Here is a 23674-nt window from a genome sequence, read left to right on the forward strand (position 1 = left end):
TCACGGTCCGCCGCACGCCGGGTGGCTGCCCGGCACGTCGACCAGTTCCGCACCCGCTGTGGGTGATCAGGAAGTCGGGGTTCTTGCCGTTGCCTCCGAGGGGCGACTCGACCTCGATGGCGCAGCCCGAGCCAAGCGGCATCTCGTGCAGGTACGGCGCCCACAGCGCCCACAGCGCCGATGAGACGTTGGTGGTGACGTCGTGCCCGGTCGGCATGTCGATCAGGCCGTGGGTGCGGGCCGCGGTCAGGTCGTGCGCGCCGTCGGGACCGACGCCGCGCCTGTTCCGCGCGGATCAGACCGGCCAGGCGGGCGAGGGTGTGGTTGGACAGCGCGATCGCGGCGGGGCAGGGCAGCTCGGCGAGGCTCCCGGTCGGGCATCGGATCTTGGCCGACCGCTGTCTTGCCGGGCGCCTCGCCCACCACGCTCCCACTGCTCAGCCTGCGCCGCGACCTGCGGCACCACGATGGGAATGGCTCACTTGGGCGCGACGCAAGGGCGGTCGGGTTCGCAGGTCGTGACCAGCTTCGGCGGGTTGCCTGCCTCGACGCGGAGGATCGAGATCGTCTTTTCCCTCGGGATCTGCCCGCCCTCGAAGTCGATGACGCCGCTCTGCCCGGTCAGCGGCATGAGGCCGCCTTTCGGTGCGCGGCCGATGTCGCTGATCGCCTTCCACAGGTGGCCCGGTGTCGGCAGCGCCAGGCCGAGGTGCTGCATCGCGTAGGAGTAGACGTGCAGGGCGTCGTACGCCAGTTCGGCTTGGCTGTCGACGGAGTTCCCGCCCGTGCACTCGCCGGGGAACAGTTTCTTCAGGCCCTCGTACAGCGAGGTGGGCTTGTCGCAGCCCTGGACGCCGTCGGTGAACGACAGGACGTCGTAGGCGATCTCCGGCCTGCGGGAGCGCAGGTCGTCGTTGGCGGCGTGCCGGGTCATGTCGTCGCCCGCCAGCAGGTAGGGCGGGTTGTCCTTGCAGTTGTCCACGATCCCGTCCAGGACGCTCGCGAACTCGGCGGGCCTGCCCGCGTAGACCACCGCGGTGTCGGGGGCGGAGGCGCACAGCTGGTGGCCGACGGTCCGGGCGTTGGGGACGTCCGTGTCCGATCCGGAGTTGTAGCGGATGTCGTCCAGCACGCCCAGACCGGTCTTCGTGAAGTGCGCGCGGAAGTCCTCGGCGAGGTTGACCGAGTACAGGTCCTTATCGTCGGACGAGCGGACGATCTGCACCTTCGTCTTGCCGCCCTTGTAGGCCTTCACGTACTGCGCGGCGATCTTGGCCTCGTGGTCGTTGTTGGGGGACACCTGGAAGTACAGCGGGGACTTCGACGGGAGGACGTCCGCCGACAGGGTCGCGGCGACGATCGGCAGCCCCAAGGCGCCCAGCGCGACGATGGTCTCCAGGGTCGACGTGCGGCTCTGCGCCATGCCGAGCACGCCGACGACGTTCGTGTCGTCCGTCATGAGACTCGGCAACTTCTCGACCATCCGCGTGCCGTGCTGCATGGTCTTGCCCGCGTTGCCCAGCAGCACCTGGACCAGCGGGTCGGCGTCGCTACCACGCGCCAGCAGCTCCGCCTGGTGCGCGGCGATGCCCATGAGCCGGGCCGTGTTGGTGGTCAGCGTGTCGCCGCTCTCGCTCAGCGCCGACACGTACACCACCGTCGCGAACGGCCTCCTCGGGGACTTCCGGTGGGCGGCCAGCACGTCCTCGTTCTGCGTGCTGATCTTCTCCTGCACTTCGGTGAACTTCTTGCCCCTGGGGCTGTCCTTGTCCTGCAACAGGGGGATCGCCCTGCGGCTCACCCCCACGCAGTCGTCGGGGCCCACCTTCTCCAGCGTCGCGAAGCTCTGGTCGCTCTCCGACAGCCCGCAGTGCAGCTCGTGCACGGCGAGAACGGCCTGGAACCGCTGGTAGCCGACCGCCGTCACCGCGCCCGCCAGCAGCACGACGACCGCCGTGAGCACCCAGGTGCGCGACCACAGCGGGGCGGAGCGCACGGTCAGCGTCGCGGTGGGCGGCACCTCGCCGAGCGCGATCTCCACGCCGGGCACCCGCAGCGGGAGGAACCACGCGGTGGGCCGTCGCGCGCGGCTGTCGGTGGCCAGCTTGCGCGTCCACGTCTCGTAGGCGCGGCTCGCGCTGGTCACCCATGCCGGGGCGCGCTCATCGGCCGCCTCCGCGTCGGGCGGGACCTTCTCGCTGCCGCTGATGATGATCAGCGGGTCGAACGCGCCGGTGTCGTTGCGCACGTCGTTGATCAGCTTCAGCAGGGCGTACCCGCCGTTGTCCCGGCTGATTCCGTCCAGCAGCACCACCGGGTACGTCGTGCGGCGGGCCGAGCGGACCCGCCACAACGAGCGCCGGTAGGTGTGGCGGATGTCCTCCAGGAACGCGTTCACCAGCAGCTTGGCCAACTGCCCGGTGTCCTCGCGCGGTTCCGGACCCGACGAGGGCGCCAGCGCGGAGGCCAGCCGCTCGGCGAACCCCAGGAACGTGCCGGGGTCGTGCGGCGCGAGGTAGGGCTGGCGCAGCAGCCACCGGTACTCCCGGCCCGGCACCAGCCCGCGCAGCTTCGCCCGGAACAGGAACGCGGGGAGCAGCATGAGCACCACCCTGGCCCACCACGGCGCGGCCTCGGCGGCGGCGTCGACGGCCGCCCTGGGGATGAGCTCGTCGTCGCTGCGTCTTCGCAGGTCACGTTCGCGCAGCCGGGTCAGCAGGCTGGTGGGCGACTCGTGCTCGCTGCCCGCCGCAGGCTGGTTCATCAGCCAGTAGACGAGCCGGAACCGGGGGAACCGGTGCAGCCCGTAGTGCTCGTTGGCCCTGGAGGACAGCTCGCGCGCCACCGAGGCCAGGACCGCGCCCACCGCCTGGAGTTGGGTCGGGGTCTCCTCGGAAGCTTCCTCGAACCCGTGGTACGCGTGCGGCACCCGGCCGGGGTGGGCGCCCCGCAGGTGCCCGCGCAGCACCTTGAGCAGCCCGGACGAACTGGGTTCGCGGACCAGGCAGACCAGGGGGATGCCCTGGTCGTCACCGGCGCGTGCGCCCGGACGACCGCCGGGGAGCTCGCCGAAGCGGGGGCGTTCGGTCAGGTCCTGTAACAGCTTCACCAGTTCGTCCACCACTTCGACGGACGAGGTCTGCTCGACGCGGCTGTATTCGGGCACGGGCTTCCTCGCAGGGTGAGTTCGGCTGGTGAAAGGGGAAACCGACTGTAGCCCGTGGAGGTGGATTTTGCCGGGGAGGCGGGGGTTCGTGGAGGAATTCCATATTGCCGTGAATCGCTCTCGGGGTGTTTCTGGGGGCGTTCGGGACGGAGGAGGACGGGTTGGTGGGGTTCTTGTGCCCGAGTGGGAGTGGGACGGGCGCCGCAGGTTCCGCATTGCGGGTGATCGACGTCTCGTCTGCGGAGGTCGAGAACGGTCTGGTCGCGATTCTCTCAGCGTGACCACTCCGTGGCTGACGGTCGACCTCAACCCTGAACCCAGGATGAACGCCGATGTGACGGGCGGCAGGGATCTAAAAAGAAAAGAGGCGGAGAAGTGCCGGATGCGGGTCGTTGGGATCATTGACCTGATCGGGTTGCCGGACATCATCGTCTACTGGGGCGACATGCCCGTGGGCTTGATGTCCCCGGACCAGAGCCGCGTTCGGGGGTAGGCCCGACCTGGGGCGTGAGCGGCTGATCGGCTTGCGGGGGTGTCGCGTCCCGGCGTCTCCGCAAGCCCGCTGGACGGTCAGCGCTCCGTCCGCTGCGGACTCTGTAGTGGGGCAAGCCCTTCACGCATAAAGAAAAAACTTGAAGTTTATCCCGTGACACCACCTTGGCGCAGTCGATGATCTTGGCCTGGATCGGGTGGTCAGCGCGGAGTGGCAGGAGTGGGTACCGGTGTTCACTGTCTTTTCGGTGCCGGTGTTCCACCGGCTCGTGCGGATCGTGGGTGGCGGTGTACTACCGGACGAATCTGATGTTGCGGCAGATCGCGCTGCTTGTTCAGGATCTCGACCTCCGCTGCGGGCCGCGTGGCGGATCACTCGGTGCCACTGCTCGCGCTTTCATCGGTGACCCGCTGCTGATCGTGGACGACACCCTTGTCCCGACCTACGAACGATTGGACTCCGCGTCGTTGAAGAACTACCGGTACTCGGTCAACACGTAGGTCGTCATCGACGCCAACCACCCGCCTGGTCGTCGAGATCGGCAACGCCACTCCGGGCGCTCACCACGACTGTCGTGCCTGCGCCGACTGGGCGTCGACGAGTAGTGCCGGGACGTGAAGGTCATGGCGAAGGGCGGCTACCAGGGCAACCCCAGGGTGATCACGCCCTATGGCACACCCCGGAAAGACCAACCACCGCTACCGCGATGGAAAGAAGAGCTCAACCCCGTCCACACGAGCATCCGCGCGCGGGGCAAGCATGCCTTGGCGTACATGAAGCCCTGGAACATTCTGTGCAACCGCCGCCGCAAACGCGATGGTGTCTGGTGCGCTGCCCGAGGTATCGCTCAGATGCGCAACCTAACCATGACCGCCTGAACAGTCATTGAGCCCTTTCCAACCTCATCCGGCGTTGAGGTGAAGTGCGAGGACAGCTCGGGTCAGGGCGGTGATGCGGGTGGTGGAGCAGCGGAGTCTGCGCAGGAGCCGCCAGGCCTTCAGGATTGAGACGGCTCGTTCGCCCAAGGCGCGGATGCGGGCATGGGAGCGGTTACCGCCTGCTGGCCGGACGAGAGGTTGTGCCACTTGCCGCAGTAGGGCATGCGGATATGCCCGGCCGCGCCTCGATAGGCCTTGTCCGCCCAGCACGGGATGCCCGCTTCGGTCAGGGCGTCGACGATGCCGTGGGTTCGGGCCGCGGTGAGGGCGTGTGCCTAGCCGGGCGGTGCGGGCGAGGTCCGCAGCAGTCGCCCTATCGGGTCGGCGATGACCTGGACGTTCATGCTGTGGCGCTTGTGCTTTCCGGAGTAGTACGGCCGGTCTGCGGCGATCCGGTCGATGCGCAGCAGGGTGCCGTCGAGGATGACGTAGGCCTTGCGCGCGGTGACCCGCATCGCATCGGCCAGGTCCGGGGCGGGACCGGCCAGGAGTCCGACGGCTTCGTGGATGTGCTGGCAGACGGTGGCCAAGCCGATGCCGAATCCGGCTGCGAGACGGGTGTGAGTGTCACCACGGCGAGACGGGTGTGAGTGTCACCACGGCGCAGATGGGCCAGCACAAGCAGGGCCTGGCGGCCGGGTCCGAGCTTGCGTCACCTGCTGCCGATCCGGCGACGGTGCGCGGTCAGCTGATGGGCGAGGAACTGAAGGTGCGGACTGGACAGGTCGATCGCGGATGGGTAGACAAGCACACGAAGCTCCTGGCGATGGCCTTGCTCTTGGTCGAGAAGTCATCTAACAGGAGCTTCGCCATGTCTCCACCACGGTCACCACCCATGCCGTCAGGTTGGAAAGGCCTCAGTGCCACCTGATGGCGGATCTCATAGCGGTCCGTGCCGGTGGCGTCCCCGTACAGGTCCGCGGCACTGGCCCTGGGCGCAGGGCCACGTTGGCGCCGGCGGTCGGGCCGATCCGACCGCCAGCAGCCCGCACGCGCGCACCTTCGCGACCAGGGCGTCCACCTGTCGAGCTGGCACACCTGGTGGTGGCACCGTACCCCCTCGCTCATCCGTCCGCGACCGCCCAGGGATGGAGGCCGTGTGGGTGCCGGAGCGGACCGGTGCGGCGCAAGTGTGCACGTGCGCACGAATCGGTCGTGGCACCGGGCCAGCCACCCCGATAACCCGTGATTGGGCGACGTGCGGGGCTCGCGCCCGTCGTGCTGTTTCACGGCAGGGGGAGAGGCCGGATAGGGGCGCAGTCCCCTGAAACCGTTACGGACGCTCGGGTGCGCGAGTCGCATACATTGCGTCCAGTCAGGGATCGTCAATCGAGGGGCGGTCGCGTCACGGCCGGTCGGAGCGGAGGGCCTGGGCTGAGGGAGGATGTTGCGTTGTCGACCCTTTACCACCACCTGTCCCAGGGCGAGCGGGTCGGCCGCGATCCGGTTCAGCGGGCTGCTGGTCGACGTGGCGCGGTGGACCGAGGCGGCGGGGATGCGCGGGTTGCTGGTGCTCACGGACAACGACTCCATCGATCCGTGGATGGCGGCCCAGTTGATCATCGAGCGAACCCACCGGGTGGTGCCGCTGGTGGCCGTCTAGCCGAGCTACATGCACCCGTACACCGCGGCCCGGATGATGAGCACGATCGGCGCGCTGCACGACCGGGAGGTCGACCTCAACCTGGTCGTTGGCGGGTACAAGCCGGACCTGCGGGCGCTCGGGTCCTTGATCGGCAAGGACCAGCGCTATGACCGCCTGGTTGAGTACGGCAGGGTGATGGCCGCGTTGTTGGACCAGGGGCCGGACGACCGCCTCGCCTTCGAGGGGGAGCACTACGAGCTGTCCGGCGCGCAGGTCTTTCCGCCACTACCGCCGGGCCTGAGGTCGAGGACGTTCCTGGCGGGGGCGTCGCAGGCCGCTGTACGCGCTGCGGAGGCGCTCGGGGCGACCCGGCTCGCCTACCTCGGGGAACTGGGTGCCGATGACGACGCCGATTTCGCTGGCACCGGGGTTCGCTTCGGGGTGATCGCGCGGGAGACCGGTGATGAGGCCTGGCGCACGGCGCTGAAGAGGTACCCGTCCCGGCCTGCTCGCGAGGCCGTGCGGGTGCTCGCAGGGACCGAGAGCGGGTGGCTGAGGAAGTTCTGGCGCGACTCGCAGGACGAGAGGCCGGAGCGAGACGTCTACTGGATGCGCCCGTTCGAGCAGAGTCGGGACTTCTGTCCCTTCCTGGTGGGCAGCTACGACGAGGTGGGCGAGCTACTCCACCGGTACCTCCGGGCTGGGGTGACGACGTTGATCCTTAACGTCCCGCACGACGAGGACGACCTGTTCCATACAGCCGCCGCAGTGCGGCGCACCGAGGAGCTGGCGGTCACCGGACGTGCTGGCTGACGACGCCCGGACAGGACCGGCGTACCCGGATTCGGTGACGTCCGGTGGTCTGGAAAGCGTTCCGCGCCTTGGACATCATTGCGGCATGGCACACTTCGACGTGCGGGCTCTGGATGCCGGTGAACTCCGTGAAGCCACCGCGGTGTACCGGCGCGCGCTGCACTTCCCCCCGCCGGGTAATGAGGAGTGGGAGGCGACGCGGGACGACTTCGTCCCGGAGCGGTACCTGGGCGTGGTCGAGGACGGCGCGGTTGTTGGAACCCTCTACACGTACTCCTCCTCGATGGCAGTGCCCGGCGGGAACGTCGTGCCCATGGGAGGGACCAGCCGAGGCAGCGTGCGCGCGGATCGCACCCGGCGCGGCATCATGAACGCGCTGATGCGGTTCCAACTGGAGGACGCGAAGCGCCGCGGAGAGCTCCTGGCATCGTGCCGGCCCAGTGAAGCCATGCTCTACGGCCGCGTCGGTTACGGCGTGAGCGCCTACGCCCGCGAGGTGAGCCTGCGCGGGGCTCGCGTGCTGCCCGAGGTCCCGTTCGTGGGACAGGTGCGGCTGGTGGGGATCGACGAGGCCAAGAAGGTGCTGCCCGCCCTCTACGAGCGGATCGGGTTGCACCGCCCCGGGATGATCGGCCGTGGCCCTGACTTGTGGGCGATGATCTGGAGGTCGGTGCGGTACGGGTACAGGTTCCTGGTGCGGTCCGGTCCCGACGGCGACGACGGGTTCGCGGTGCTTCGGACCGGTCGGATGGTCAACGAGGAGAACGAGGACCACCGGGGCCGGTTGACGATCACCGAACTGCACGGTGCGAGCGCCGCCGCCGTCAACGACCTGTGGCAGTTCGTGCTCGGCATCGACCTGGTGGGCGAGGTCGTCGCCGAGCACCGGCCCGTCGACGAGCAACCCGAGCTGCTGCTGGTGGACCCCCGCAGGTGCCGCACCGGCAAGCTCGCGGACCACGTCTGGGTGAGGCTCGTCGACGTGCTGGCGGCGCTCGCTGCCCGGTCGTACGGCGACGCCGAGCCCGTGGTCGTGGCGGTCGAAGACCGGTTCGTGCCGGAGAACAGCGGGACCTACGAGATCTCCTCGGCGGGGGTATCGCGCGTATCCCGGGCCGCGGACCTGGAGTTGCGGGTGGACGTGCTGTCCATGATCTACCTGGGCGCGGTGCGGCCGTCGGCGCTGGCGGCGGCGGGACGGATCCGGGTCCACGACGTGAAGTCGGTGGCCGCGGCGGACCGCCTCTTCGCCACCGACGAGGTCGCCTGGTGCGGCACCGAGTTCTGAGGTCCCCGGTCGCCGGTCACCCCCGGCGGCGGGAGGAGGCCGACAGGCGGACGAACCGGAATCAAGGGGACCACATGACGATCACGACGGCACCGGGGTCGACCGGCGGTCACGCGGAGCTGCCTTGGTTCGTGCCGCTCACGGCCGACCGCCGACCGAGGCAGGTGCTCGCGCTCCCACAGGCGGGCGGTGGCTGCGCGACGTTCGCCGGGTGCGCGGCCGGGGTGGGTCCGGACACGGCGGTGTGGGGACTGAACCTGCCCGGCAGGCAGGCCCGGTTCGGCGAACCGGCCCGGACCGACCTCGACGGCCTCGTCGACGACATCGTGGCCGGGCTGTCCGCCCACGCGGACGGGCGGTACGACCTGGTGGGGTACTGCTCGGGCGCCCTGCTGGCCTACCTCGTGGCGTGCCAGGCGCGGAAGGCGGGGATGCGGCCTTGCGCCAACCTCGTGGTGATCTCCTATCCCGCCGCGCACGTCGCCGACCCGCCGCGCGAGCTGCACGCGTTGCCGGAGGAAGGGTTCTGGGCGGAGATGATCTCCTACGGCGGCATCGCGCCGGAACTGGCCGGGCAGCCGGACTATCGGGAGGTGCTCGGGCCGGCGTTGCGCGGTGACCACGAGCTGTTCGCCGATTTCCGCTTCCCCGACGAGCCGCCCCTGGACGTGCCGATAGTCGTCATAGCCGGGCGGCACGACCCGCTATGGGCGACCGACGCGCTGCCCGCCTGGTCGGAACTGACCACCGCGTCGTTCACGCTGCACCTGCTGGACGGCGACCACTGGCTGCTGGACTCGGCGGAGGCCGAGATCGCAGGGATCCTGGAGCGACTGCCCTGATGACCGCCGTGACCGACACCGTGAGGACCACGTTCGAGGCGCACCTCCCGGACGGGCGCGCCCTCCTCGACGACTCGAACTTCTTCGAACTGGGCCTCACCTCCCGGACGCTGGTGTCCGTGCTCGATGAACTCCGGGCTGCGGGCCTCGACGTCAGGTTGCTCGACCTCTACCGGTTCTCCAGCCTGCGCCAGCTGGGCGCGGCGCTGGCCGAGCGCGCTGGCGACTGCGGAGGGAACGCCGGGCGGGGGCGGTTGCCGTGGCAGGACTGACCTGGGCGCGGGGCTGACCGGGGCCGGTCACAAGCCGGAGGCGGTCAGGGCCGCGGCAGGAGGTGCTCGCGCAAGGCACCCAGGCCCATCGGACCGATGCCCAGCGCGTGCCCGTGGAACGCCTTGAGGTCGAACCGGTGGCCCAGCCGCGCCCGGTACGCCTCCCGGGCCGCCAGCCAGGCCCGCTCGCCGAGCTTGTAGGACACGGCCTGACCGGGCCACCCCAGGTACCTGGCCACCTCCCGGGGCTGGAGCGCCGGGTCGGTGGTCGTCCGGGCGCGCAGGAACTCTAGGGCACGCGCGGGTGTCCAGGGCGCGCTGCCGCCGGGCACCGGCAACCTCAGGTGCAGGCCGATGTCCAGGATCACGCGCGCGGCCCGGAGCAGTTGACCGTCCAACATGCCGAGGAGGAAGCCTGGGTCGTCGAGAAACCCCAGTTCCGCCATCAGCCGCTCGGCGTACAGGGCCCAGCCCTCGCTGTGGCCGGGGACGTCGCACAGCAGCCGCTGGAAGCGGTTCAGCCCGGCACTACCGGCCACGACGGCAGCCTGCTGGAGGTGGTGGCCGGGCACTCCCTCGTGGTGCACCCGGCTCAGCTCCCGCCAGGTGGGTATCGGGCCGGTTGACGTCGGGGCCCGCCACCAGACCCGACCCGGTCTTGTGAGGTCCGCAGAGGGCGCGGTGTAGTAGGCGGCGGTCGCACCGTCCTCGGGGGAGATCCGGCACTCCAGCCGCGTGACGGCGGCGTCGATGTCGAAGTGGGCGCCGCGCAGCGCGGTCATGGCGCTGTCGACGCCGCGCTGGAGCCACGCCTCGAACTCTGTCGCGGTCGCCGCCCGATAGCGCGGGTCGGCGTCCAGCCGGTTCGCCACCTGCACCGGTGACTCGGCGGTGGCGGCCACCCGGCGGATTTCCGACTCGATGCGGTGGAACTCCTCCCAACCCCATGCGTAGGCTTCCAGCGGGTCGACCTCGGTGCCGAGGAAGTGCCGCAACCACAGGCCGTGCACCTCGGTGCCGACAGCGTCCTCGGCGGGCGCGACGCGCACGAGTTCGTCGCGCAGGAACCGGGCGAAGGCGGCGAACGCGCCAGCGGCCTCGGACGCCGCCTCGTCGACTTCCTCCACCGGTGCGTCCGGCACCTGCCAGGCCTGGGCGACGAGGGGGTCGAACGCGGACCCGCCGGCCCACGCCTCGCACTGCTGCGCCACCGCCAGCACCTGCCTGCGCGCGGCGACGCGGCCCACCTGGGCGCCCTCGGTGAGCGATCGACGCAAGCCCCGCAATGCGCCGTCGACCGCGCGCAGCCGCAGGGCGAGGGCCTTCCAGTCCTCGAAAGTGCGCGGCTCCGCCAGCGTGAACACCATGCGGATGTCCTGGACCGGGCTCGCTAGGAGGTTCAGTGCGGTCGCGGCGACGCCGCTCTCGTGCAGTTCCAGCTGGCTGCGTAGCCGTTCGCCGAGGACGTCGGCGGCCACGGCCTCGCCCGCGTCTAGGGGGGCGGTGGCGCGCAGCCGGGTGAGCGTCGCGCGTGCGAGGTCCGCTCGCTGCTGGTGCCCCTCGGGGGACAGGTCGGTCAGCCGGTCGTCGTGCCCACCGACACCGCAGTTCGTGGCGGTGACCGGGTCCAGCTCGACGAACCGCGCCAGGTAATCGTCGGAAAGCGAGGTGATCGTCATGTCGACCGGGACACTGCTCGCCGAGGTGGGGCCGGACACGTCCCGAAAAGCGGCGACATGTCGCAGGCGGTGGCGTTGACTACCTTCGCCGGAAGGAATCCGAGGCGTGGTGGGGGTGTGCGATGCCGTTCGGCGGCTCAACCGGTGGCACGCGAGGGCTGATCTCCGATGCGGACGACGACTTGGTGGCAGTGGTCGGCATGGCCGCGAAGCTGCCTGGTGCCGCGGACATCGACCGGTTCTGGGACGACTTGCGAGCCGGGCGCGAAGCCGTCCGCTTCCCGTCCGACGAGGAGCTGCTCGCCGCAGGAGTGCCCGAACGGGTGTTGCGCGACCCGTCCTATGTCAAGGCCGTGGCCGAGCCGCCCGACCTGGAGGTATTCGACGCGGACTTCTTCGGCTTCACACCCAGGGAAGCCGACCTGCTCGACCCACAGATCCGGATGTTCCTCGAGGTCGCGCACCGGGCGGTGGAGCACGCGGGGTACGACCCGCACGCGGTGGCCGAGGGGATGGGGGTGTTCGGGGCGACCGGGGTCAACCGGTACGTCGACCTGCACGTGCGAGCGGCCACTGAGCTCAGCCCGTCCTCGACGGCGGGGCTGGCCCTGAGCGTGTTGAGCTACCCCGACTACCTGAGTACGCAACTCGCCTACCGGTTCGGGTTTCGCGGGCCCGCGCTCACCGTCTCCACGGCGTGCTCCAGTTCCGCGCTCGCGGTCCACCTCGCCTGTCAGTCGTTGCGCCTCGGCGAGTGCGACATCGCGATCGCGGGCGGCACCGAGGCCGAGATGCCCGCGCACCACGGGTACCAGTGGGACCCCGGTGGACCGATGTCGGCCGACGGGCACTGCCGGCCCTTCGACGCCTCGGCTGGCGGCACCGTGTTCAGCACCGGCGCGGGTGCGCTGGTGCTGAAGCGGCTGAGCGACGCGCGTGCCGACGGCGACCATGTGTGGGCCGTCATCCGCGGTTCCGCGGTCAACAACGACGGCCGGCGCAAGGCGGGCTTCTCCGCGCCGAGTATCAGCGGTCAGGCCGCCGTGGTCCGCGAGGCGATGGCACTGGCCGAAGTGGATGCCACTCAGGTGTCCTATGTGGAGGCCCACGCCACTGGAACACCACTCGGCGATCCTATCGAGGTCGCGGCGCTCGCCAAGGCATACGGCGCGATCGGCTCCGAACGGCGCGGCGAACCACTGCTGCTGTCGTCGGTCAAGGGCAACATCGGCCATCTCGGACACGCTTCCGGTGTGGCCTCCCTGATCAAGCTCGCCCTGTGCTTCGAGTACGAGCACCGGGCACCGACCGCGAACTTCACCGCTCCCAACCCCCGCCTGCTGCTGGAGGAGACGCCGTTCTCGGTGTGCGACGAGCTCGTCGAGTGGAAGCGCACGCCCAGAACACCGCGGATTGCCGGCCTGAACTCCCTCGGCATCGGCGGCACCAACGTGCACCTCGTCCTGGAGGAGGGGCCGGCCACGGAACGGACCGCGTTCGATGGGCGACCGCGGGTCCTGCTATGGTCCGGGCGCGACGTCGCCGCGGCGGACTCCTTCCGGCCCGAGCTGGCGGCACACCTGGAGCGGACGGGGGACGAGGCGTTCGCGGACACGGCGGGCGTCCTGCAGGAGGGCCGCACGCACCACCCGGTGCGCGCCGCGCTGGTGGCGGGCAACGCCGAGGAAGCCCGCGAGACCTTGCGCATGGGTTCGGTCCTCAGCGGTGACGCGAGCGAATCCCGGTCCGTTGTCTTCCTGTTCCCAGGGCAGTCGGCGCAGCACCCGCGGATGGGCGTCGGGCTCTACGGCGCGGACGCGGTCTTCAGTGAAGCGATGGACGGCTGTTTCGAGGAGTTCGCAACGCACGGGCTGTCGCTCAGGGACAGCTGGCTGAACGCCGACGCGGCCCGGCTCTCCGACACCGCGCTGGCCCAACCGCTGCTGTTCTCGGTCGAGTACGCCCTCGCGATGACGTGGATCCACAGGGGTGTCCGACCTGACGCGGTGCTCGGCCACAGCCTCGGCGAGCTGACCGCGGCGACCGTGGCGGGCGTGTTCGACCTGCCGGACGCCGCCCGACTCATCGCCGAACGTGCGGCTGCGAGCGACGCGGCGCTACCGGGTGGGATGCTGGCTGTGCGCGCCCGCCCCAGGGATCTGACCGACCTGCCGGACGGCGTGGTGCTCGCCGTGGTGAATGGCGAAGCCGAGAGCGTGCTCGCGGGTCCGCCCGAAGCCCTCGACGCGGCGCAGCAGGTGTTGCGGGTTCAGGGGGTGAGTTGCCGGCTGCTGGCGACGTCACGGGCGTTCCACAGCCCGCTGATGGCCTCGGCGTCGGACCGGTTCGCGGCAGTCGTGCGCACGGTCCGGCTCCGGCAACCCGCTGTGCCGGTGTTCTCGGCAGCGGCTGGCGGGTTGCTCGGCGACCAGGTGTCGGACCCGGAGTTCTGGACGCGGCAACTCGTTCGCCCGGTCAGATTCGACCGGGCGCTCGACGCGGTGCTGGCGGGGGAGCGGCGGACGCTGCTCGAGGTCGGGCCGGGGCACACACTGACGCGGCTCGCTCGGCTGCACCCCGCCACGCGCTCGGGTGACAGCGGTGTCACCGCCACCCTCCCCCCAGGGGAGGACGGGGACGACGAGCGCAGTGCGTTGACCACCGCCGCGACCCTGTGGACCCTCGGGCACCCCCTCGACTGGGCGGCCCTGCGCGGCAGCCGCCCGTTGCGCCGGCTGGCGGTGCCCGGTTACCAGTACCGGAACAAGAGGCACTGGCTGGAGTTGGGGGCGACCGCCGCGGTGCCGGATGACGTCCCGGAGCGGGCGGAGGCGATCACCGGAGCTTCGCCTGAGCCGCAGCCGTTCTCGGTCCTGACCTGGACCGGGCAGCCCCGGGCCACTGGGCCGCGCCGCGCCGACGGCACCACCGCGCTGGCGCTCGTGCCCGACTCGGCGGACGCCCTGCCCGCCCTCGTGGCGTTGCACCAGGCGGGGCACCGTGTGGTCGTAGTGCGTCCCGGCGACGGGTTCGCGGAGAAGGCGGGCGAGTTCCGGGTGCGCCCGGACCACCCCGGCGACCTCCGAGCAGTGTTCGACGCACTCTCCGGTCGTGGCCGGAGCCCTCAGCTGGTGGTGCACGGGCTCGGCCTGCGGACCTCCGACCGCCCCGACCGCGCCAACGCGGCTGGCCTGCTCGCCGACACCTTCCACAGCCTGGCGGAACTCGCTCGCGCCACGGCCCGGTCGGACGCGGAACTGCTGGTGCTGGCCACCCGGTCCGTCGACGTGACCGGGGCGGAGGAGGTCGACCCGGTCAAGGCGACGCTGCACGGCGCGGTCCGCACCCTCGGCCTAGAAGCGCCGGAGCTCAACCCCCGGCTCATCGACGTCGAACCGCTCACTGCGGAGGAGGACCTGGCCACGGAGATCACGTCGGACGAGGGCGAACCGGTCGTCGCGCTGCGCGGACCCGGCCGGTGGGTCCGTGTGGAGCGCCCGCACCGACCGGTCGCCCCTGCGGTGCCGGTGGTGCGGCGCGACGGCGTGTACCTGCTGACCGGCGGCTCCGGAGGTCTCGGGCTCGTGGTCGCACGAGCCCTCGCGGGCACCGGGATGCGACCGCACCTTGTCCTCGTCAGCCGCGCCGGGACCGCGGATCGGACCGCAGTCGCCCAACTGGAGTCCATGGGGGCGCGGGTGCGGGTGGAAGCCTGTGACGTCACCGACCACCGGGGGATGCGCAGGGTCTTCGACGTCGTCCGGGCGCACCACGGGGCACTGCACGGGGTGGTCCACCTCGCCGGTGTCCCAGGCGACGGCATGCTGTTGCTGCGCAGCCGCGCGGACGCGGACGCGGTGCTCGCCCCCAAGGTCATGGGAACCCTGGTCCTGGCGGAGTTGCTGGCCGAGATGCCGCCGGTGGACTTCTTCGTGTCTTTCTCCAGCCGAGCCGCAGTCGACGGGCTGGTCGGCAGCGCGGACTATGCCGCCGCGAACTCGTTCCTCGACGCCCACGCCAGGCTGCTGACTCGCGCGGGCATCCCTGCGGTCAGCGTCAACTGGCCCGCCTGGCGGACCGCCGGCATGGCCGCGGAGCCGGTGGAGAGGACGCGGTGGGAGACCGTGCTGGACGTGGACGGCCACCCGGTCCTCGACGAGCACCGGATCGACTCTGTTCCCGTCCTGCCCGGCACCGGGCACCTCGACCTGGTCGTCCGGGCCTTCCGCGAGACCCACGCTGGGCCCGGAGCACCGGTCCGGCTCTCCGATGTCGTGTTCCAGCGGGTGCTCACCGGCGACGTCCCCAGGACGGTTCGGATCGCCTTCAGGCCGGACGGGGACGGCCTGCGGTTCACGATCGCCTCGACGCCGCGCGACTTGGCGGGGGCGGAGGTCGAGCACGCGACCGGGTTCGTCTCGGCGCACGTGCCCACCCGGCCCACCGGGGAGCCGCTCGCGGCGTTGCGCGACCGGATCAGCGGACCGGTTCCCCAGGAAGACCGGGGGCAGCGGCTGTTCACGCTCGGGCCGCGTTGGGACAACGTGCGGCGGATCTCGGTCAACCCGGCCCAGGACGCGGAGCGGCTGGTCGACCTCGCGCTTCCCGAGCCGTTCCACGCGGACACCGCCCGGCACCCGTTGCACCCGGCACTGCTGGACTCGGCCACGTCGAACGCGCGGGTGCCCGACCGGGACGCTCCGCACCTGCCGTTCGGCTACGCCGGCCTGGACCTCCACGAGGACCTGCCTGCCGAGCTGGTGAGCCACATCCGCCGCCGCCCCGCCGCTGCCGGGCTGATCGTCGCCGACGTCGACCTCTACGCCCCGGACGGCAGGCTGCTCGCCCGGATCTCCGGCTACACCATGCGCGCGGTCAAGGACGACGGGTTCGTCACCGCTCCGCAGGAGGCCGCACCGGTCGAGGGTATCGAGCTGGAACGGGGCGGCGAGCTGTTCCTGTCCCTGCTCGGCGGCAGGCACCCGTACCACGTCGCCGTGCGCCCCCACCTCGACGGCGTGCCGGTTGCGCTCGCGCCGGCGGCTCTGGTGGTCGCACCGCAGCCAGCCAGCCCGCGAGCCGCACCCGCGCTGGTCCCGGTGACACAGGCCCCGGCGCAGCCTGCTGTGCCGGGGCTGGCCGAGGAGCCAGCCACTGACGTCGCGGAACGCCTGACCTGGCTGTGGTCGAGGTTGCTGGGGATCACCGAGATCCAGCCGGACGACGACTTCTTCGCCCTCGGCGGCAACTCCCTCACCGCGGTCGAGCTGATGACGGGCATCCGCGACGAGTTCGGCGTGCGCATGAGCATCGTCGCGATGTTCGACCACCCGACGCTCACCGAGCTGGCGAAGGCGCTCACGGCTGAAGGGGTTCGGTGAGATGGCGGTGCTCGCCACGTCCTCGGGATTCCCGCTCACCGAGAAGGAGCAGGCGCAGTGGATGCTGCACCGGCTCGCGCCGGGGCGGGGCATCTGCAACATCGGGTTCGCCCTGCGGGTCGGCAAGCCGCTGCGGTGGTGGCCGCTGCAGGAGGCGCTGAACCACGTGATCCGGCGACACCCGGCGCTGCGGACGACCGTGCGCGGGACCGGCTCGCGGTTGCGCAAACACATCGCGCCCGCCGAGGGGGCCGAGTTCTCCCTGAGCACCTGCGGCAGCACCGAGGAGGATCTCGACGAACTGCTGACCGGGTTCGTGGCGGAGGCGCTGGACGTCGAGAACGGGCCGCTGATCAAGGCCCACCTGGTGTTCCTGCCGGCCAGCAGCGTCCTGTGCGTCGTGCTGCACCACCTGGTGGGTGACGCGATCACCGTCCAGATCGTTGTGCGAGAGCTGATCGCGCTCTACGACGCCTTCGCCGAAGGCCGTCCCGCGCCCGTCGACCTCGCCGGCCCGGTGCCGCTGCGCGCCGAGCCGGCGCCCGATCCAGTGACCGTCGAGTACTGGACCGCTCACCTGGCCGGGGTCGACGCCGGAGCGCTGGCCCTGGCGTCCGCCGAGCCGACGCCGACCAGGCCCACCTTCGCCGGTGGCCGGCTGGACGTCTCCCTGTCGCCGGAAGCGGTGCGCGCGGTGGCTAGGTTGCGCTCCAGGACCCGGTCGACCGACAACATCGTGCTGCTCGCCGCGTACTACCTGCTGCTCGCCCGCCACGGCGCGGGGCCGGACCTCGTGGCTGGCGTGCTGACCAACGCGCGGCGAGGGCGCGACGAGTCCGCCCTCGTCGGCTACCACGTCAACACGCTGCCCGTGCGCGTCCGGGTCGATCCAGGGATGAGCTTCGCGGAGCTGGTCACCGTCACGAGGACGGCGTTCCTCGGTGGGCTGGAGCACGGCGAGGTGTCGTTCGAGGACCTCCAGCACGACCTAGGTGTCCACTCCACCGACTGGCGGGTGCCGCTGTTCCGGCACTCGTTCAACTTCCGGCCCACCTCGTACGGGCACCTGACTATCGGGGGCGAACGGCTGGAGTCGGTCGATGCCTACCACGGCATGAGCAGGCTGGACCTCGAACTGATCGTGTGGACCGAACCGGACGTGGTCAACATGACCGCGTTGTTCAGCACCGAGGTCCACCAGCGCGAGGACGTCGAGGCCGTGCTCGCCCGGTACGACAGCCTGCTGATCGCCGTTGACGCGGCAGTCGACGCGCCGTTGGCCGGGGTGGACATCGCGACCCCCGCCGACCGGGAGCTGTCGCGTGCGGTCAACGACACGCACCGGTCGTGGGGTCCCGACACGGTCGCCGACCGGGTCAGGGCACGGGCTACCGCGGCCCCCGGTGCGCCCGCCGTCGGGACGACGACCTACGGGGAACTCCTGGCACGGGCCAGCGGGGTTCGTGACGAACTCGTTCGGCGCGGGGTGCGCTCCGGGGACGTGGTCGGCATCTACGCCACCCGTGGTCCCTCGACCGCCGCGGCCGTCCTGGGAGTGTGGGCGGCGGGCGCCGCGTACCTGCCCCTCGATCCCGCGCACCCGGCCGCCCAGGCCGCGTACGAACTGGCCGACTCCAGCGTGCGGGTGGTGCTCGCCGACCGCCCGGTCCCCGACGAGTGCGGCGCCGGGCGTGCGGTCGTCGCCCTGGAACAGGTCCCCGCGGGCGACCTCGGGCTCGGGACCGCGGCCGGGCCGTTGGCCTACGTCATCTACACCTCCGGATCGACCGGCCGGCCCAAGGGCGTGCAGGTGACCCACGCGAACCTGGTGAACGTGGTCCGGCACTTCGCCGAGCTGCTCGCGGTGAGCCCCGCCGACCGGATGCTGTGGCTGACCACGTTCTCGTTCGACATCTCCGCGCTCGAACTGCTGGTGCCGCTGGTGACCGGCGCGCGGGTGGTCGTGGCGGACGACGAGGTCCGGGCGGACCCGGCCGCGCTGGCTGCGTTGATCGAGGTCGAGCGGGTGACCGCGGTGCAGGCGACGCCGACGACCTGGCGGCAGCTCGCCCCGGCGATCGGCGAGCGGCTGCGCGGCTGCCGCGTGCTGTGCGGTGGCGAGCCGCTGACCACGCGGCTGGCCGAACAGCTTCTCGCCTGCGGGGTGCGGTTGTTCAACGTCTACGGACCGACCGAGACCACCATCTGGTCGACCGCGGCGGAGTTGACCTCGCCTGTTCCGGAGCGGGTGCCGATCGGGTCGCCGATAGCCAACACCGAGGTATTCGTGTACGGGCCCGACGGCAGGCCCGTGCTGCCCGGCAACCCAGGTGAGCTGGTCATCGCGGGCGTGGGCGTCGCGGTGGGGTACCGCGGCGATCCCGCCCGGACTGCGGCGGCCTTCCGGGACGACGGCGGTGGCCTGCGGCACTACCGGACGGGGGACCTCGTCCGGCAACGCCCCGACGGGCAGTTGGAGTTCATCGGCCGGACCGACCGCCAGGCCAAGGTCCGAGGCCACCGGGTTGAGCCGGACGAGGTCGAGTCGGTGCTCGAGGAGCACGCCGAGGTGTCGGAGGTGGCCGTGCTGACTGAATCGGATCCGGCGGGCCACCTGCGCCTGGTGGCGGCCGTGCGGACCGGGGCCGACCGGGCCGACCGGCTGCCGGAGCGGTTGCGGGAGCACGCCGCCTGCAGGCTGCCAGCCGCGGTGGTGCCGACGCGATTCGTGCTCGTGGACGCGTTCCCGCTGACCGGGAACGGCAAGGTGGACCACCGTGCGCTGGCACGCCTGGTCGCGGCGAACCGGGAGGAGACCTCGCCGCTCCCGGCAGACCCGTTCGTCAGAACGGTGGTCGAGCTGTGGCGCGAGGTCCTCGGTCACGGCCAGCTCTCGGACGACTCGAACTTCTTCCTCACTGGTGGCCACTCGCTGCTCGCCGTCGAACTCGCCGATCGGGTCACCGCAGTCACCGGGCACCCGATGACCTTTGACATGGTCTTCGAGGCGCCCACTCCCGGCGCGCTGGCCGCGCTGCTGCTGGCGGGTAGGAGCGAACCGTGACGGGGGCCGAGGACTGGTTCGTGCCGATGGCGGACGTGGACGGGGTGCGCCTGTACGCGTTTCCCCACGCGGGCGCGGGATGCGCCCAGCTGGCGGACTTCGCCCAGGCCGCCGGGGAGCACGGCGTGTCGGTGTGGGCGGCCAACCTGCCGGGCAGGCAGGCCCGGCTCAAGGAAATACCGAGGACCGATTTCACCGGACTGACCGAAGAACTGGCCGAGGCGTTGGCCGACCTGCTGGACGGCACGCCCTACGCGGTGTTCGGCTACTGCGGCGGCGCGTTGCTGGCCTACGGCGTCATTCACCGCCTGCGGACGATGGGCGCACCATTACCTGTGCACCTCGTGGTGGCGTCCTACGACGCGCCGGACATCACAAGGCGGCCGCGCGAGCTGTCCGGGCTGCCACCGGAGTCCTTCTGGCGCTACCTCGGTGAGAGCGGTGGGGTGCCACCCGCCCTGGCTGCGGACCCGCGACTGCGCCAGGTCGCCGAACCCGCCCTGCGGGCCGACTTCGCGGTGCTCGCCAGCTACCGCCACGAGGTGAACCCACCGCTGCCGACCCGGATCACCGTCTGCTTCGGCGAGCGCGACGAGGAGACCAGGCGAGGCGCGCTGCTCGGCTGGCGCAGGCACACCGCGGAACCCGTCGGCCTGCGCGGGCTGGACGCCGGGCACTGGTTGCTCGACGACGCGTGCGCGGAGCTGGCCGCTGCGATCGCCGACTCGTTACCAGGAGGGGAAAGCCGATGACCGAACTGGACGTGGGCGCACAGGCCCTGTGGATGCTGCAGCAGTTGGTTCCCGACCGAGGCGTGTCGAACGTGGCCGTCGGCGTCGAGCTGGACCGCACCGCCCAGTGGTGGCCGTTGCAGGAGGCGGCCAACTGGCTGGTGGCGAGGCACCCGGCGCTGCGGCGCTCGTTCCCTGCGGCGGACGGGGTGCCGGTGGTCCGCGAGCACGCGCCCGAGCAGGTGGAGTTGCGGGTCGACGTGCACGGTACCGACGAGGCGCGGCTGGAACAGGACCTGCGTGAGTTCGCCGCGCGGCCGTTCGACCTGTCGATCGCCCCGCTCGTGCGCATCGGCCTGTTCACGGGCGCTCCCAAGCAGGTCATCTGCGTGGTGGCCCACCACATCGGGGTGGACGCCGTCAGCCTCGGCACGTTGGCCGCCGACCTCGGCAGGGCCTACCACTCTTTGCGCGAGGGCAACCCTCCGGATGTCCCGCCGCTGGATCCGGCGCTGGTCATCACGCCGGGTCCAGCGGCACTGGACTTCTGGCGCGAGCACGTCGCCGGGTTCGATGCCGCTGGCATGCGGCTGGCCGAGGCCCGCCCGGTCGGGGCGGACGCGAGCTTCGGCGGCGAGATGATCGAGCGGGTGTTCCCGGCCGCCGCCGTGGACTGGCTCGCCTCGCTGCGCAGGCAGTGCCGCGTCACTGACGCGATCGCGTTGCTCACCGCCTACTTCGTGACGCTGCGTGGTCACGGCGCGGCTGCCGACGCCCTCGTCGGGGTCATGGTCAACACCCGCGCCGGTCGGGCCGCAGATGCCGTCGGCTACCACGTGGTCACCCTGCCGGTGCGGGCCGCCGTTGAGGACGACAGGACTTTCGCGGAACTCGCCCGCCGCGTCGCCGACGTCATGGTGACGGGGATGGACCGCGCCGCAGTGCCGTTCGAGGTGCTGGCCCAGGAAGCCGTCCAGGACCCACACGACCCGCTGTGGTGGCGTTCCCGGCTGGTGCGCCACCTGTTCAACTTCCGGCCGGGTCAGGGCGACTACCGGCCGCTGGGAACGGGATCCCTGTTCCGGGACGTCTGTACCGGGCTTAGCCGGTTCGACCTGGAACTGAGCGCGGAACGGGTGGGCGATGAGCTGGTGGTGAAGCTGCTGCACTCGACCGAGGTGCACGACACGCCCTTCGCGGAGCGGTTCCTGGACCGCCTCGAACTGGTGCTGCGCACCGCTGCGGCGGACCCCGGCCGCAGGGTCGGGGACTTCGACCTGCGCACCGACCGGGACCGGTGGGTCGTCGAAGCGGCCAACGACACCCGCCGCGAGTGGCCCGCGCCGCACACTGTGCCGGGCATGGTCTTGGCGGCAGCCGAGCCGCGTTCGGTGGCTGTGGTGGACTCCGGGCGTCGGACGACGTACGCGAGCTTCCTGGGGATGGTGTGGTCCGTCCGTGAGCAGGTCCTGGGCCACCTCGGCGCGGATCCAGGCGTCGTCGCCATAGCCGCGCCGCGCGGCATCGGAGCAGCGGCTGCCGTTTTCGGTGTCTGGGCTGCCGGGGCCGCTTACCTCCCGCTGGACCCCGACCACCCGGCCGAGCGGTTGCGGTGGCAGCTCGACGAACTCCGCTGCCGAGTCGTCATCGGCGGGGAGTCACTGCCCGAGGAGGTCCGAGAGGGTCGGGTGTGCCTCGCCGTGCCCGCCTGGGACACGGAAGCGGGCGCCGGCGCTGTCGGGCCGCTCCCCGAGCCCTCCCCCGACGACGTGGCCTACGTGATCTTCACCTCCGGTTCGACCGGCCGGCCAAAAGGCGTGCGGATTAGCCACGGCAACCTCGCCAACGTCGTCCGGCACTTCGTCGCCGCGTTGGCGCTGGACCGGTCGGCAGCGGTTGCCTGGCTCACCACCTTCGCCTTCGACATCTCCGCCCTGGAGCTGTGCCTGCCGCTGGCGGTGGGCGGCAGGCTCGTGGTCGCGCCGGACTCCGCCCGCGCGGAGCCTGGGACGCTGCTGGAGTTGGTGGAGCGCGAGTCGGTGACGGTGGTGCAGGCGACGCCGACGACGTGGCGGGTGGCGGCGCCGCTCGCCGAGGGGAGGCTGGCCGGTCGCACGCTGCTGTGCGGTGGCGAGCCGCTCATACCGGACCTGGCGAGGTGGCTGCTGGCCACCGGGGCCTGGGTGCACAACGTCTACGGACCCACCGAGACCACCATCTGGTCGACCTCCGCCGAGTTGACCGACCCGGACGCCGACGTCACCGTCGGCGTTCCGATCGCCAACACGGTCGTTACCGTGCTGAACCGGCGGGGCCGGCCGCAACCGGTCGGCCTGCCCGGTGAGTTGTGTATCGGTGGTCTCGGCGTCGCCATCGACTACCACGACCGGCCGGAGCTGACGGCCAGGTGTTTCCGCAAGGACGAGCTGGGCCGGTACTACCGCACCGGCGACCAGGCGCGCTGGCGCGCGGACGGCACCCTCGACCTGCTCGGCCGGGACGACCGGCAGGTCAAGCTCCGGGCACACCGGATCGAGCTCGGCGAGGTTGAGAGCGTGCTGCGGGAGCACCCCGACGTCGTTGACGCCGCAGTGACGGCCCACGGCGACCTCAGCGGCGACGGCGTGCTCGTGGCCCACGTGGTGGCGGTTGCTCGGCCCGGCCTGGACGAAGACCTGTGGCGCTACGCCTCCCGGCGGCTGCCCGGCTACAGCGTTCCGGCCGGCTACGCGGTTCTCGACGCCCTGCCCGTTACTGCGAACGGGAAGGTCGACCACCGGGCGCTGGCCGAACGACCTCTGCCGCTGGCGGAGCGGAGTTCCGCCTCGGACGCGACCGACACCCACCAGGACGACCTCCGCGCCGCCCTCACAGATCTGTGGCGCCGGGTGCTGCGCAAGGACTCGCTGGGCCCGCACGCGAACTTCTTCCTCAGCGGTGGGACCTCCCTGCTCGCCGTGCGGCTCGCCGCCCAGGCCAGCGCCCGGTGCGGGACGACGGTGAGCATGGGCATGGTCTTCCGGGCGCCGACCCCCGCCGCGCTCGCCGCCGCGATCGAGTCAGCCGTGGCCGAACCGGTGGCGGCGCCATGACCGCCGAGGCGCTCGACACCACGCTCGTCGACCTGATCGTCGCGCACGCAGGCCTGGACCTCCCCGCCGACCAGAGCTTTTTCCAGGCGGGGCTGACCTCGGCGCACGTCGTGCTGATCCACGGGCGGTTGCAAGAGGTCCTCGGGCGCGAGCTGCCGATCTCGGTCTTTTTCGAACACCCCACCCGCAGGGCGCTGGTGGACCACCTCGTGCGCGGTGGCGACCGGAGCGGCCCCGTCGTGCGGACCGATGGGAACTCCGGATGGACCACCGGGGCGCGGCGGGATCTGCGGGCGGGTTTGAGACAACGGAGGCGACGAGGTTGAGTGC

At 71.3% G+C, this 23674-nt stretch carries 15 protein-coding genes and 1 pseudogene; 13 read left to right on the forward strand and 3 right to left on the reverse strand.

Features of this window, described 5'->3' with window-relative positions; translation table 11 throughout:
* Positions 1-478: 478 nt before the first annotated feature.
* Complete coding sequence (locus LV78_RS29200; protein ID WP_253848948.1) at positions 479-3166, reverse strand: ABC transporter substrate-binding protein; 2688 nt, start codon at positions 3164-3166, stop codon at positions 479-481.
* A gap of 277 nt (positions 3167-3443) precedes the next feature.
* Between LV78_RS29200 and LV78_RS29205 the strand changes: the two genes are divergently transcribed.
* From LV78_RS29205 to LV78_RS29215, 3 genes are all read left to right on the forward strand, one after another.
* A complete protein-coding gene (locus tag LV78_RS29205; RefSeq protein ID WP_253848950.1) occupies positions 3444-3659 on the forward strand; it encodes a hypothetical protein in 216 nt (71 codons plus the stop codon).
* A 281-nt stretch (positions 3660-3940) separates the two neighbouring features.
* Positions 3941-4159, forward strand: coding sequence for a hypothetical protein (locus tag LV78_RS29210; RefSeq protein ID WP_253848952.1), 219 nt, complete (start codon positions 3941-3943; stop codon positions 4157-4159).
* A gap of 114 nt (positions 4160-4273) precedes the next feature.
* Positions 4274-4537, forward strand: coding sequence for a hypothetical protein (locus LV78_RS29215; RefSeq protein WP_253848954.1), 264 nt, complete (start codon positions 4274-4276; stop codon positions 4535-4537).
* A gap of 24 nt (positions 4538-4561) precedes the next feature.
* On the opposite strand, the pseudogene LV78_RS29220 reads toward LV78_RS29215, so the two are convergent.
* Positions 4562-5348 (reverse strand): annotated as a pseudogene (locus tag LV78_RS29220) (transposase family protein).
* Between the two features lie 633 nt (positions 5349-5981).
* On the opposite strand from LV78_RS29220, the gene LV78_RS29225 reads away from it, so the two are divergent.
* The 5 genes from LV78_RS29225 to LV78_RS29245 all read left to right on the forward strand — a co-directional run bounded on the left by LV78_RS29225 (position 5982) and on the right by LV78_RS29245 (position 9397).
* Positions 5982-6200: a hypothetical protein gene (locus tag LV78_RS29225; protein ID WP_253848956.1), complete on the forward strand. Its 219-nt coding sequence runs from the start codon at positions 5982-5984 to the stop codon at positions 6198-6200.
* Positions 6201-6209: 9 nt separating this feature from the next.
* Complete coding sequence (locus tag LV78_RS29230) at positions 6210-6995, forward strand: LLM class flavin-dependent oxidoreductase (protein WP_253848959.1); 786 nt, start codon at positions 6210-6212, stop codon at positions 6993-6995.
* 85 nt (positions 6996-7080) lie between these two features.
* Complete coding sequence (locus LV78_RS29235; RefSeq protein WP_253848961.1) at positions 7081-8283, forward strand: GNAT family N-acetyltransferase; 1203 nt, start codon at positions 7081-7083, stop codon at positions 8281-8283.
* 74 nt (positions 8284-8357) lie between these two features.
* The gene (locus tag LV78_RS29240; protein ID WP_253848963.1) at positions 8358-9125 is read left to right on the forward strand and encodes a thioesterase II family protein; all 768 of its coding nucleotides are present in this window, start codon (positions 8358-8360) and stop codon (positions 9123-9125) included.
* 8 nt (positions 9126-9133) lie between these two features.
* The gene (locus LV78_RS29245) at positions 9134-9397 is read left to right on the forward strand and encodes a phosphopantetheine-binding protein (protein ID WP_253848965.1); all 264 of its coding nucleotides are present in this window, start codon (positions 9134-9136) and stop codon (positions 9395-9397) included.
* Between the two features lie 44 nt (positions 9398-9441).
* Here the strand turns inward: LV78_RS29245 and LV78_RS29250 are convergent, their stop codons facing one another.
* A complete protein-coding gene (locus LV78_RS29250; RefSeq protein WP_253848967.1) occupies positions 9442-11076 on the reverse strand; it encodes a DUF885 domain-containing protein in 1635 nt (544 codons plus the stop codon).
* A gap of 185 nt (positions 11077-11261) precedes the next feature.
* On the opposite strand from LV78_RS29250, the gene LV78_RS29255 reads away from it, so the two are divergent.
* From LV78_RS29255 to LV78_RS29275, 5 genes are read left to right on the forward strand one after another with little or no spacing between them, the layout of a single operon-like run.
* A complete protein-coding gene (locus LV78_RS29255; protein ID WP_253849111.1) occupies positions 11262-16457 on the forward strand; it encodes a type I polyketide synthase in 5196 nt (1731 codons plus the stop codon).
* A gap of 1 nt (position 16458) precedes the next feature.
* Positions 16459-19521 (forward strand): non-ribosomal peptide synthetase, encoded by a 3063-nt coding sequence (locus tag LV78_RS29260; RefSeq protein ID WP_253848970.1) that lies wholly within the window; start codon positions 16459-16461, stop codon positions 19519-19521.
* Positions 19518-20273 (forward strand): thioesterase II family protein, encoded by a 756-nt coding sequence (locus LV78_RS29265; RefSeq protein ID WP_253848973.1) that lies wholly within the window; start codon positions 19518-19520, stop codon positions 20271-20273. Before LV78_RS29260 ends, LV78_RS29265 begins: the two co-directional genes overlap by 4 nt.
* Positions 20270-23344: a non-ribosomal peptide synthetase gene (locus tag LV78_RS29270; RefSeq protein ID WP_253848974.1), complete on the forward strand. Its 3075-nt coding sequence runs from the start codon at positions 20270-20272 to the stop codon at positions 23342-23344. Before LV78_RS29265 ends, LV78_RS29270 begins: the two co-directional genes overlap by 4 nt.
* Positions 23341-23670, forward strand: a complete 330-nt coding sequence (locus tag LV78_RS29275; RefSeq protein WP_253848976.1) for an acyl carrier protein — start codon at positions 23341-23343, stop codon at positions 23668-23670. Before LV78_RS29270 ends, LV78_RS29275 begins: the two co-directional genes overlap by 4 nt.
* Positions 23671-23674 lie beyond the last annotated feature (4 nt).

Source organism: Actinosynnema pretiosum (assembly GCF_024171695.1).
In the GTDB taxonomy this organism is placed as follows: Bacteria; Actinomycetota; Actinomycetes; order Mycobacteriales; family Pseudonocardiaceae; genus Actinosynnema; species Actinosynnema pretiosum.